Annotated in this window: 11 protein-coding genes; 4 read left to right on the forward strand and 7 right to left on the reverse strand. The window is 65.9% G+C overall.

Annotation, left to right across the window (positions count from 1 at the left end):
- The first annotated feature begins 1 nt into the window (after position 1).
- On the forward strand, positions 2-1,291 hold the full coding sequence (locus tag G6N18_RS06515; RefSeq protein ID WP_082999974.1) for an ArsB/NhaD family transporter: 1,290 nt from the start codon (positions 2-4) through the stop codon (positions 1,289-1,291).
- A 165-nt stretch (positions 1,292-1,456) separates the two neighbouring features.
- On the opposite strand, the gene G6N18_RS06520 is transcribed toward G6N18_RS06515, so the two are convergent.
- Genes G6N18_RS06520 through G6N18_RS06530 form a run of 3 tightly spaced genes read right to left on the reverse strand, consistent with a single transcriptional unit; the run spans position 1,457 to position 3,854 of the window.
- Positions 1,457-2,212, reverse strand: a complete 756-nt coding sequence (locus G6N18_RS06520) for an Rv2686c family ABC transporter permease subunit (protein ID WP_082999973.1) — start codon at positions 2,210-2,212, stop codon at positions 1,457-1,459.
- A complete protein-coding gene (locus G6N18_RS06525) occupies positions 2,212-2,952 on the reverse strand; it encodes a fluoroquinolone export ABC transporter permease subunit (RefSeq protein ID WP_082999972.1) in 741 nt (246 codons plus the stop codon). The genes G6N18_RS06520 and G6N18_RS06525 overlap by 1 nt, the downstream gene beginning before the upstream one ends.
- On the reverse strand, positions 2,949-3,854 hold the full coding sequence (locus tag G6N18_RS06530; RefSeq protein WP_082999971.1) for an ABC transporter ATP-binding protein: 906 nt from the start codon (positions 3,852-3,854) through the stop codon (positions 2,949-2,951). The genes G6N18_RS06525 and G6N18_RS06530 overlap by 4 nt, the downstream gene beginning before the upstream one ends.
- A gap of 135 nt (positions 3,855-3,989) precedes the next feature.
- Between G6N18_RS06530 and G6N18_RS06535 the strand changes: the two genes are divergently transcribed.
- Complete coding sequence (locus G6N18_RS06535; protein ID WP_109749343.1) at positions 3,990-4,517, forward strand: GbsR/MarR family transcriptional regulator; 528 nt, start codon at positions 3,990-3,992, stop codon at positions 4,515-4,517.
- Here the strand turns inward: G6N18_RS06535 and G6N18_RS06540 are convergent.
- From G6N18_RS06540 to G6N18_RS06555, 4 genes are read right to left on the reverse strand one after another with little or no spacing between them, the layout of a single operon-like run.
- Entirely contained in the window at positions 4,433-4,912 is a 480-nt protein-coding gene (locus G6N18_RS06540) for an MSMEG_6728 family protein (protein ID WP_082999970.1), read from the reverse strand. The two genes, G6N18_RS06535 and G6N18_RS06540, sit on opposite strands and share 85 nt — an antisense overlap.
- A 9-nt stretch (positions 4,913-4,921) precedes the next feature.
- Positions 4,922-7,030 (reverse strand): catalase, encoded by a 2,109-nt coding sequence (locus G6N18_RS06545; RefSeq protein ID WP_082999969.1) that lies wholly within the window; start codon positions 7,028-7,030, stop codon positions 4,922-4,924.
- 18 nt (positions 7,031-7,048) lie between these two features.
- Positions 7,049-8,287, reverse strand: coding sequence for a class I SAM-dependent RNA methyltransferase (locus tag G6N18_RS06550; RefSeq protein ID WP_082999968.1), 1,239 nt, complete (start codon positions 8,285-8,287; stop codon positions 7,049-7,051).
- Positions 8,284-10,287, reverse strand: coding sequence for an APC family permease (locus G6N18_RS06555; protein WP_197931654.1), 2,004 nt, complete (start codon positions 10,285-10,287; stop codon positions 8,284-8,286). Before G6N18_RS06555 ends, G6N18_RS06550 begins: the two co-directional genes overlap by 4 nt.
- Before the next feature lie 77 nt (positions 10,288-10,364).
- On the opposite strand from G6N18_RS06555, the gene G6N18_RS06560 reads away from it, so the two are divergent.
- Positions 10,365-11,036, forward strand: a complete 672-nt coding sequence (locus G6N18_RS06560; protein WP_067215091.1) for a potassium channel family protein — start codon at positions 10,365-10,367, stop codon at positions 11,034-11,036.
- Positions 11,037-11,073: 37 nt separating this feature from the next.
- The gene (locus tag G6N18_RS06565) at positions 11,074-11,739 is read left to right on the forward strand and encodes a potassium channel family protein (protein ID WP_059099844.1); all 666 of its coding nucleotides are present in this window, start codon (positions 11,074-11,076) and stop codon (positions 11,737-11,739) included.
- The last annotated feature ends 7 nt before the right edge of the window (positions 11,740-11,746 follow it).

Consider the following 11,746-nt stretch of genomic DNA (forward strand, 5'->3'; position numbering starts at 1 on the left):
CGTGGCTGCCGTAGCGATCACCGTCTTCGTGATCGCCTACATCCTGATAGCCAGCGACCGCATCAACAAGACGCTGGTGGCGTTGTGCGGCGGCGCGATCGTGCTGGCCCTCGGGATTGTAGAAGCCGACGACGCGTTCTACTCGCACGAGACCGGGATCGACTGGAACGTCATCTTCCTGCTGTTCGGGATGATGATCATCGTCGGCGTCCTGCGGCAGACCGGTGTCTTCGAGTACATCGCGATCTGGGCCGCCAAGCGCGCCAACGGTTCTCCCCTTCGAATCATGATCCTGCTGGTGCTTGTCACCGCCTTCGCGTCGGCGCTTTTGGACAACGTCACGACAGTCCTGCTCATCGCGCCCGTCACGCTGCTGGTGTGCGAACGGTTGGAGATCAACCCGATCCCGTTCCTGATCGCCGAAGTGCTCGCCTCGAACATCGGCGGTGCCTCCACTCTTGTCGGTGATCCGCCGAACATCATCATCGCCAGCCGAGGGGGCTTGTCCTTCAACGACTTCCTCATCCATATGACCCCGATCGTGCTGATCGTGATGGCAGTTTTCGTCGCGTTGATACCCTTCATCTTCCGCGGAAGCTTCGACGTCGATCCCGAACGTGCGGCAGACGTGATGACATTGAACGAACGCGAAGCCATTCAGAATCCTCGTCTGCTGATCAAATGCGCCATCGTGCTCGTAGCCGTGTTCGCCGCATTCATCGGCCATTCCGTGCTGCACATCGAGCCCTCGGTCGTCGCGTTACTCGGCGCAGGCGTCTTGATTCTGATATCGCGACTCGAGCAGCGTGACTACCTCGCCAGCGTCGAGTGGGAGACCTTGCTCTTCTTCGCCGGCCTTTTCGTGATGGTCGGCGCGCTGGTCAAGACGGGCGTCGTCGAGGAACTGGCACGCGCGGCGACCGAATTCACCGACGGCAACGGCTTGTTGACGACAATGCTGATCCTCGGCATCTCCGCACCAGTGTCCGGTGTCATCGACAACATTCCCTACACCGCAACCATGACACCGATTGTCAGCGAGTTGTCGGCGAGCATCACGGATCTCGCGCACCCGGATGTGTTGTGGTGGGCGCTGGCGCTGGGTGCCGACTTCGGCGGCAACCTGACCGCCGTCGGCGCGAGTGCCAATGTCGTGATGCTCGGCATCGCGCGCCGCGCCGACAACCCGATCTCGTTCTGGGAGTTCACCCGCAAAGGTGCTCTGATCACGGTGGTTTCGATTGTGCTTTCGGCGCTCTACCTGTGGTTGCGCTACTTCGTGCTCGCCTAGCGCTGCGCGTACAGCGCTCGCTCGAGCTCCGAGATCCCGTCGTCACGGCCGGCAGGCTTGAGATACCGGGACGCGTACTCCTCGGGCCCGACTTGTTCGACAGAGGCCGCGTTTCATCACGGCTTCTGCCCTGTAGTCGGAAATCGAATGCCGCGCAACCGTGCGCTACTTCGCCGGGCGCTGAGCCTTCGCCATGAAGCGCTGAAACAACACCCACGCGACGGCCACGTTGTACACGACGCCGCAAACGAGGTATGGCCACCAGAAGCCGTGATCACTGGCGACCCAGAACGCCTTGGCAGCCCAGTAGGGCGGCAACACTCCGAAGGCGAGGTTCCATGCCGAGTCGATGAACCACGGTAGGCAGGGCAGCCCGGCGACCAGCATACCGAGTGCGCGAATCATTGCGATGCCCTGAATCTTGTTGCTCGCCACCGCGACGATCAGCAGCAGCGTCACCACAGCCGACAACCCGGCCACCAGGCCGATCGGGATGAGGGCAGGAACCAGGCCGGGTTCCAAGATCCCGCTGAAGGACATGGTTGCGACCACATAGATGGTGGTCACCACCAAGACGGTGCCTGCGCGGTAGGCGAAGTAGGTGGCCAGCGGTACAGGCGTCACCCGCAGCGCCGCCATCGTGCCGCCGTCCAGTTCGTCCAACACCAACATCGCCGCCAACCCCCCGACGATGATGATGCTCGTCAACAACAGGAACGCGGTGAGCACCAACGGGTAGTACGGCACCAGGTCGAAACCGTAACGCTGCGAGAGCATCTCGGTGAACATCGGTGTCAGAAACGCCACCCCGGCGATCCAGATGGCGGGCGCCAGGACGATCATGACCAGCAGCGGTTCACGATAGGTGCCGCGAATATCGTTGCGGCCGAACGCAGCCAGTGCATTCACCGATGCGCTCATCACAGCGCACCCGACCTCTCGATGACGTACCGGTCGAACGCCGCCTTCGCCGCCCAGCACAGCCCGGCAACGCAAGCCAGGGGATACAGCACCGCGTAGAGGACTTGCCACGGCGCGAGCGTCACCTGACCGAACGCCGATCCGAGCAGCAGCAGCGGGCCCTGTGAAGGGATGAGGTACATCACGGGGTTCGGCCACACACCGGCGTAGTGGAGAATCGGCAGGCTCAACACCGCGAGCGGGATGGTCGCGGCGAGGAACCAGTCGGTCACCGATGCGAACGGCAGTGAGCTGATGAAACTCACCAGCAGCATCACCAGCGTGCCCAGCACAACACCGACGACCACCCGAACAAGGTCATAGCCGAAACCACTGGAGATCGTCGCGACGGCAACCGCCACAACGAGTGAAACGAACACCAGCACTACGAGTTTCGCAGCCAGGTACTCCCAGAACCGTAGTGGGGTGGAGACGATGGCGCCGATCGTGCGCTCCTGCTTCTCGAAGAACACGATGCCGCCGATGAAGAAGAACCCGATAATCGAGATGTCGCCGAAGAGAACATAGGGCTCGGCGACCGGGCGCAGACTGTGCGGCATCGGCAGCAACACCGCAAGCCACATCAAACCGGAGAACACGCCCGCGTGCAGGAACTTCTGCCTGTACTGCAGCGTCGCCTCGAGCCGCAGCGCACTGGTCCACCTGGTCCAATGTCGCCGGAATTCCGGCTCCGGCGTCATGTCAGCCGCCTTCCCGTGGTCTCGACGAAAACGTCGTCGAGCGTTGCCTCCCGACTGTGAATGGTTTCAACGTGTTGGTTGCGTAGCACGGCGTGAAAGCCCGGGTCGTCTGCGAGCCCGTCCATACTGAACTCGGACACATCGAGGTGTCCGGTTTCGCTGCGGTACTCCACGCGTACGCGCCGCTGGCTGCGGGCGATCTTGAGCTCGGCGGGGGTATCGAGCGCGACGATCCGGCCGTCGACGACGAAAGCGACTCTGTCGCACAGCTCGTCGGCGGTGGCCATGTCGTGAGTGGTCAAGAATATCGTTCGGCCACGCGCCTTCAACCCCAGGATGATGTCTTTGACCTTGCGCGCGTTGACCGGGTCCAGACCCGAGGTGGGCTCGTCGAGGAACAGTAGCTCCGGGTTGTTGATCAGCGAGCGGACGAATGTCAGCCGCATTTGCATTCCTTTGGAGTACTTGCCGACCCGCGTGTGCGCGGCGTCGGCCAGGCCGACGGCCTCCAGCAGTGCCATCGGATCCGCTGTTTCGCCGCCGTAGAGCGACGCAAAGAACTGCAGATTCTCCAGCCCGGTGAGCTTTTGGTAGTGATTCGGTAGCTCGAACGAGACGCCGATGCGCTCGTAGTAGTCGGGTCCCCAGGCCCGCGGATCCTTGCCCCAGACCGTGGCCTGTCCACCGTGACCCCGCAGCAGCCCGATCAGCAGTTTCTGGGTCGTCGACTTTCCCGCACCGCTGGGCCCGAGAAAGCCGAAGATCTCGCCCCGGCCTACGGCGAAGTCCATGCCGCGTATCGCCGGCTCGGCGGCCTCGGGATAGGTGAACGTCAGTCCACGGACACTGATCACGCCGGTTTTCACACCGGAGGGTGCGTTGGCCGATTCGACGATCTCCATCGCTGGTCTGATCCCTTCTGCGGACGAGTCAACAAAGATTCCGACCAGACTTCCCGGAGCGCCGCCCGCTACTATACTGAACTTTCAGAAATTTTTGAAGATAGTTGTGGGCTCGAATCTTTGAGGGGAGGTGCGGTGTCGCGAGCGCGGGACCAACAGGAGGCCGCCGAACGCCTCGCCCTGGTGCTGACCAGCCACGGTCTGCAACGGATGACGGCTCGCGTTCTGGCCACGCTGCTGTGCACCGAGCAACGGGCGATGACCGCAAGTGAGCTGGCGGATCGCTTGCAGGCGAGCTCCGGCGCGATTTCGGGCGCGGTCAAGATGCTCACGTCCGTCGGACTGGTCGAGCGCGTGCCCGTGCCGGCGAGCCGGCGCGACCACTACCGGCTGCGCGATGACGCGTGGGCCACTTTGTATACCGCACAGAATGACGTGATCGGCGCGATGCAGGCGGCGGCAGATGACGCAATCGCTGTCACCGGTCGCGACAGCACTGCCGGGCAGCGGCTGACGCAGATGCGCGACTTCTACGCCTTCCTGATGGAGGAACTTCCGGCGCTGTTGGACCGGTGGCGTCAGATCGACACCCGCCGCTCGCGGTCGGAGCCTGGCCACACGTACTCCAGATCGTCGGGCACGTCGGGGAAGAACCGGCGGTAGTGCTGCGGGTCCTTGCGCACGAGCGCCGACTGGTGGCTGCGGTGAAACGCTGGATCGCCCAGCCACGGCGGCATCTCCCCCGCGGCCGCCAGCTCGTCTTGCGTGCGCGGCGTGCCGATTCCGGTGCCGGTGGCGAGGTCGCTGACCATCGTCGCCGCGCACGTGTCGGCATGCCCCAGTCGGCACCATCTGGCGCAGATGTCGAGCCCGTAGCGGACCAGCGCCTCTTCATAGCCCGCCCACATCGCCGCGGCGGGGTGATGGCGCCATCCGTAACCCGGGACCGTCAGCGCCCGCACCACCTGGATGGCCTCCACCCGCTGCTTGCCCAGCCGCTTCGTGTCCAGGATCCTGGCGGTCTCGTCGAAGCCCGGGCAGGGCAGGAAGGTCTGCACCGCAACCGATCAGGCCGGTACAGGATCGGTCTCGCGGTCCCACGCCCGATGTTTGGCCAGCTCCGAAGCCAACGCTTCGGCGAACTCGTCGGTGAGGTCGCCGGCGGCCGCGGCGGTCGAGACAACGCCATGGGACACAACGATATTCGTGTCGTCGGCGAGTTCCTCGGGGATGCCGGCCTTGGGCAGCAGGTCGACGCCGGAACCCCAGGCGCCAACGGCCTTGAGATGCTTGTACGCCTCGGCGATGAAGTGCATCGCATACCCGTCACCGGCGAGTGCCTGCGCCGAATCCGGGCCGCAGGGCACGACCACCGCGTCGTAGAGCACCGAAGCCATCGTCGTGATCGCGCGGTCGACGGGCAGTTCGCCGCCCGAACCGCCGGACAGCGTGCCGCCCGCGACCGGCGCCAGCACCTCGACCACCGCACCGCGTTTCCGCAGCGCATCGATGGTTCGCTGGGCGCCCTCCACGTCGACGCCGTCGGCCGCCAGCACCGCGATCTTGCGGGTGGCGATGCTGTCGGTCGCGGTGTTCAGCTGCGACAGCGCCGGTGAGGCGGGCATCTTGTCGTCCACCGCCTGCTCGGCGGGTTCCGGTAGGCCCAGCTTGCCCGCGACCTGCGCGGCCAGGTCGTGGTCGATGCGGTTGATCTGTTCGACGGTGCGCGCCCGGATCTCTTCCACCTCGACCTTGCCGAGTTCGAACGCGAACGCCGCGACGATGTGCTTGGCCTCCGGAGCAGACATGCTCTTCCAGAACATGCGCGCCTGACTGTAGTGGTCCTCGAAGCTCTTGGCGCGCTGGCGGATCTTGTTGCCGTCGACCTTCTCGGTGTAGTGGCGAAACACATTCTCGTCCGCAAGCGCCGGGCAGCCGCCGCCGAGGCTGTTGGGGAAGTAACTGGACCGTCCCCGCGGGATCGAATGCTGGCCGTAGCCGTCGTGCTGGTTATTGCGGACGTCTGCCAGCGGTCGATTGACCGGCAGCTGCGCGAAGTTGGGCCCGCCCAGCCGGATCAGCTGGGTGTCGAGGTAGGAGAAGTTGCGGAACTGCAGCAGCGGATCGTTGGTGAAATCGATGCCGGGCACCACGTTGGCGGTGTGGAACGCGACCTGCTCGGTCTCGGCGAAGAAGTTGTCCGGATTCCGGTTGAGCACCATCTTGCCGACGGGCCGGACCGGAACCTGTTCCTCCGGAATAATCTTGGTGGCGTCGAGCAGATCGAAGTCGAAGTTGAACTCGTCGCTCTCGGGCACCAGCTGCACTCCGAGCTCGTACTCGGGGAACTGGCCGGCCTCGATGCTGTCCCACAGGTCGCGCCGGTTGAAGTCGGGATCCTTGCCCGCAACCTTCTGGCATTCGTCCCACACCAGCGAATGCACACCCAGGCTCGGCTTCCAGTGGAATTTCACGAAGGTGCCTTCACCGCGCGCGTTGACGAACCGGAAGGTGTGCACGCCGAAGCCCTGCATCATCCGGTAGCTGCGCGGCAGCGCCCGGTCCGACATCAGCCACATGATCGTGTGCAACGTCTCCGGCTGCAGCGACACGAAGTCCCACAGCGTGTCGTGCGCGGACTGCGCCTGCGGAATTTCGTTGTGCGGCTCGGGCTTGACGGCGTGCACGAAGTCGGGGAACTTGATCCCGTCCTGGATGAAGAACACCGGGAAGTTGTTTCCCACCAGGTCGTAGTTGCCTTGGTCGGTGTAAAACTTGGTGGCGAAGCCGCGCACGTCGCGCACGGTGTCCGCCGACCCGCGTGAGCCGGCCACCGTGGAGAACCGCACGAAGACGGGGGTCTGCTCACCGGGCGTGGTCAGGAATTTCGCGACGGTGTACTCGGCGAGTGACTCGTCGTAGGGCTCGAAATAGCCGTACGCGCCGGCGCCGCGGGCGTGCACGACCCGCTCCGGGATGCGTTCGTGGTCGAAGTGGGTGATCTTCTCCCGTGCGTGGAAGTCCTCGAGCAGCGTGGGGCCGCGCTCCCCGACCGTCAGCGCGTCGTCGGTGTGGTCAACGCGCACCCCCTGCTGCGTGGTCAGGTAGCCGGTCGTCTTGTCGAACCGGGATCCGTCGAGTTGTTCCTGCTTTGCGTTCTGGCCGTTGTCCGTCATGCCGGGCGGGTACCCAGATCAGCGGGTGAGTACCGCGATGCACTCGACGTGATGCGTGAGCGGAAACGAGTCGAAGACCCGCAGCGCCCGCACCGAATAGCCGTGCCCCCGGTACAGCCCGACGTCGCGGGCGAACGACGCTGCCTCACACCCGATATGGATCACCCGCGGCACCTCGGCATCCGCGAGCAGGTCGATCACCTCGCGACCCGCGCCGGTCCGCGGCGGGTCCAACACCGCGACGTCGGCCCGCTGAGGCTGGGCGACCAGCGCGCGGCGTACCGAGTCGGTGACCACCGACACCCAACCCATATCGGCCAACGCGGCGCGCGCCGCCCGCGACGACCCCCTCGACGTGTCGACGGTGACGACCTTGCCCGTCTCACCGACCGCTGGCCCCAGGACCGCCGCGAAAACCCCTGCCCCGCCGTACAAATCCCATGCCGTCATCCCGGCGCTCAACTGCGCCCACTCGGCGATAAGGTCGCTGTAGAGCCGCGCCGCGTCACGGTGCGACTGCCAGAAGGCGGTCACCGGTATCCGCCAGGTGCGGTCCCCGACGCGCTGGACGGCTTCGTAGTCGCCCTCGACCACCTGCGTGTGGGCCTTGCGTCCACCGTTGTGCCGCGCCCGAGGCCCGGACTGCACGACGTGGCGCGCGCCGTCGTCGTCGAGTGCGACGTGCAGGTGGGCACCCGGCGGCCAGCTCCGGTCGGCCAGCCCGTCGAGCATGCCGGCGGGTAACTGCGCACAGTCCAGCTCGGTGATCAACTCGGCGCTGTGGAAGCGGTGAAAGCCCGCTCGCCCGTCGCCGGTGGTATCCAGCCGGACCCGTGTCCGCCACCCCGTGGCACCCGCATTTCCGAGCGGTTCGGCGGTCGCGTCGGCCTCGTCGCGCCAGTGGTAGCCACCCAAGCGCGTCAACTGGTTGGCGACGACCGCGCCCTTGAGCGTGCGTACCGCCGCGGGCTCGGCGAATGCCATGTCGCAGCAGCCTGCACCGTCCGCACCGGCGATCGGGCAGATGGACGCGACCCGGTCGGGCGACGGCTCGATGATCTCGACAGCGTCTGCGTGCCAATACTTTCCGTGGTCCGCGCGCACCCGGACCCTGACCCGCTCACCGGGTAGCGCGTACCGGACGAACACGACGCGGCCGTCGTGTCGCGCCACACAGCTCCCGCCGTTGGCGGGCGGCCCGGCGGTCAGCGTGAGTTCCAACGGTGGCCCTGGCGAACCACCGGCGTCGCCGGTCAATCCAGGAATCCCCTGCGTGCGTCGCCCGGTGCGGACTGCGGCTGCAGCGTCTTGAGCCGCTCCGACGAACTCAACTGCCACGGAACCGAGGTCACCATCACGTTCGGCTCGAACAGCAGTCGGCCCTTGAGTCGCAGCGCGCTCTGATTGTGCAGCACCTGTTCCCACCAGTGGCCGACGACGTACTCGGGGATGAACACGGTGACGACAGTGCGCGGCGACTCCCGGCTGACCCGCTTGACGTATTCGAGCACCGGGCGGGTGATCTCCCGGTACGGCGAGGCGATCACCTTCAGCGGGACGCTGATGTCGCTGTCCTCCCACTTGTGCACGAGTGCCCGCGTCTCGCCGTCGTCGACGCTGACGGTGATCGCTTCCAGCGTGTCCGGCCGGGTGGCCCTGGCGTATGCCAACGCACGCAGTGTGGGCAGATGCAGTTTGGAAACCAGCACGATCGCGTGGTTGCGGCTCGGCAGCACCATGTCGCTTTCCGCGGCGGCCTGCTCCTCGAGTTCACGCGTCACGGTGTCGTAGTGCCGGTGGATCAGCTTCATCATCCCGAAGAGCGCGCCCATCGCCAGGATCGCAATCCACGCTCCAACAAGGAATTTCGACACCACGACGACCACCAGCACCGTCGCGGTGCAAATACACCCGATCGAGTTGATCACCCGCGACCGCATCATCTTGCGCCGGATCACGGGCTCGGTCTCGGTGCGCAGCAACCGCGTCCAGTGCCGCACCATGCCGATCTGGCTGAGCGTGAAGGAGACGAACACTCCGACGATGTAGAGCTGAATCAGCGCGGTGACCTCGGCGCGGAACGCCACCACGAACGCGATCGCGGCGAACGCGAGGAACAGGATGCCGTTGGAGAACGCGAGCCGGTCACCGCGGGTGTGCAACTGGCGCGGCAGATACCGGTCCTGGGCGAGGATCGATCCGAGCACCGGGAACCCGTTGAACGCGGTGTTGGCCGCCAGCAGCAGGATCAGCGCCGTGACACCAGCGATGATGAACAGCCCAGCGCTGAAGTCGTGGAACACCGCGTCAGCCAACTGTGCGATCAACGTCTTCTGGTGGTAGTCCGCCGGGGCGCCGACCAGTTGTTCGTGCGGGCGCTCGGCCATCTGCACACCGGTCGCCTTGGCCAGCATGACGATGCCCATGAACAGCGTGACCGCGATCAGCCCGAGCAGCGCCAGCGTCGTTGCGGCGTTGCGCGACTTCGGCTTACGGAACGCCGGCACCCCGTTGCTGACGGCTTCCACACCGGTCAGCGCCGCACTGCCCGACGAGAACGCCCGCGCGACGAGAAGAACCAGCGCGAAGCCGAGGATTTCGCCGTGCTCGGAATGCATCTCGAAGTCCGCGGATTCGGCCTGCAGCGGCTCGCCGAGCACATAGATCTGGAAGAACCCCCAGCCGAGCATCACGAACATGCCGACGATGAACGCGTAGGTGGGGATGGCGAACGCGGTTCCGGACTCTCGGATGCCGCGCAGGTTCAGCGCGGCCAGCACCAGGATCGCGACGACGGCGAACAGCACCTTGTGGTCGTTAATGAACGGCACGGCCGAGCCGATGTTCGACATCGCCGACGACATCGACACCGCGACCGTGAGCACGTAGTCCACCAGCAGCGCGCTCGCCACGGTCAGGCCGGCAGTCGGCCCGAGATTGGTGTTGACCACCTCGTAATCCCCGCCGCCCGACGGGTAGGCGTGCACGTTCTGCCGGTAGCTGGCGATGACGATCAACATGACCGCCGCGACGGCCACGGCGATCCACGGCGCCATCGAGTAGGCGGCCAACCCGGCGACCGAGAGGACGAGGAAGATCTCCTCGGGCGCGTACGCCGTCGACGACAGTGCATCCGAGGCGAACACCGGAAGGGCGATCCTCTTGGGCAGCAGGGTGTGCGAAAGCCTGTCGCTGCGAAACGGCCTGCCGAGGACCAACCGCCGCGCGAACCTCGATAGCTTGGACACGAGTGCCAAGAGTAAGCCCAGCGGCAAATGGCCGTCAGAAAGCTGTAGCGTTCCGACTGCGCGGGTTCGACAGGAAGGACCGTGGAGTGCGTGTAGTGGTGATGGGCTGCGGCCGGGTGGGGGCGTCGCTGTCGGACAGCCTGGCCCGGATCGGGCACGACGTCGCGGTCATCGACCGTGACAGCACGGCATTTCACCGGCTGTCTCCGGAGTTCTCCGGCGAGCGGGTGCTCGGGATGGGCTTCGACCGCGACGTGCTGCTGCGGTCGGGCATCGAGGAAGCCGGTGCCTTCGCCGCCGTCTCGTCGGGCGACAACTCCAACATCATCTCGGCGCGGGTGGCCCGCGAGACGTTCGGGGTGGAGCGCGTGGTCGCCCGCATCTACGACGCGAAACGTGCCGCGGTCTACGAGCGGTTGGGCATCCCGACGGTGGCCACCGTGCCGTGGACGACCGACCGGCTGCTCAACGTGCTGACCCGCGAAACCGAGACGGCCCGATGGCGGGACCCCACCGGCAACGTCGGCGTCACCGAACTGGCCATGCACGAGTCCTGGGTGGGTCGCCGGATCACGGACCTGGAGACCGCCACCGGCGGCCGGGTGGCGTTCCTGATCCGCTTCGGCGCGGGCCTGCTGCCCGACGGCAAAACCGTCATCCAGGCCAGCGACCAGGTGTTCATGGCCGCGATCGCCGGCCACATCGCCGAAGCACTGGCCATCGCCGCCCTGCCGCCCAGCGAGGATCTCGAGAGCTGATGAGGCGCGCCGACGACGACATGGAGGAGTGGCGCAGTTGAAAGTCGCCATCGCCGGGGCCGGCGCCGTCGGCCGATCCATCGCACGCGAGCTCGTCGACGCACACGAAGTGACGCTGCTCGAACGCAACCCCGACCACATCGACGTCGACGCGATTCCCGCGGCGCAGTGGCGGCTGGGCGACGCGTGCGAGCTGTCCCTGCTCGAGTCGGTGCAGCTCGAGGAGTTCGACGTGGTGATCGCCGCCACCGGCGACGACAAGGTCAACGTGGTGGTCAGCCTGCTGGCCAAGACCGAATTCGCGGTGCAACGGGTGGTGGCGCGAGTCAACGACCCTCGCAATGAGTGGCTGTTCGACGAGAGCTGGGGAGTCGACGTGGCGGTGTCGACGCCGCGCATGTTGGCCTCCCTGGTGGAGGAGGCCGTCGCGGTCGGCGACCTGGTGCGGTTGATGGAGTTCCGCAAGGGGCAGGCCAACCTCGTCGAGATCACGCTGCCCGACGACACCCCGTGGGGCGGTAAGCCCGTCAAACGCCTCGAATTGCCGCGCGACTGCGCGCTGGTGACGATTCTGCGGGGGCCGCGGGTGATCGTGCCGGAGTCCGACGAGCCGCTCGAGGGCGGCGACGAGTTGCTGTTCGTGGCCGTCGCCGAAGTCGAAGATCAGTTGCAGGATCTGCTTCTGCACCCGCAGCCGCGCTGACTCCGGC

The organism is Mycolicibacterium celeriflavum (genome assembly GCF_010731795.1).
Taxonomy (GTDB): domain Bacteria; phylum Actinomycetota; class Actinomycetes; order Mycobacteriales; family Mycobacteriaceae; genus Mycobacterium; species Mycobacterium celeriflavum.

Bases quoted from the DNA above. Each gene is read 5' to 3' on its own strand.
- G6N18_RS06520 (WP_082999973.1), bottom strand. From the start codon at position 2,212: ATGAGCGCATCGGTGAATGCACTGGCTGCGTTCGGCCGCAACGATATT.
- G6N18_RS06525 (WP_082999972.1), bottom strand. From the start codon at position 2,952: ATGACGCCGGAGCCGGAATTCCGGCGACATTGGACCAGGTGGACCAGT.
- G6N18_RS06530 (WP_082999971.1), bottom strand. From the start codon at position 3,854: ATGGAGATCGTCGAATCGGCCAACGCACCCTCCGGTGTGAAAACCGGC.
- G6N18_RS06545 (WP_082999969.1), bottom strand. From the start codon at position 7,030: ATGACGGACAACGGCCAGAACGCAAAGCAGGAACAACTCGACGGATCC.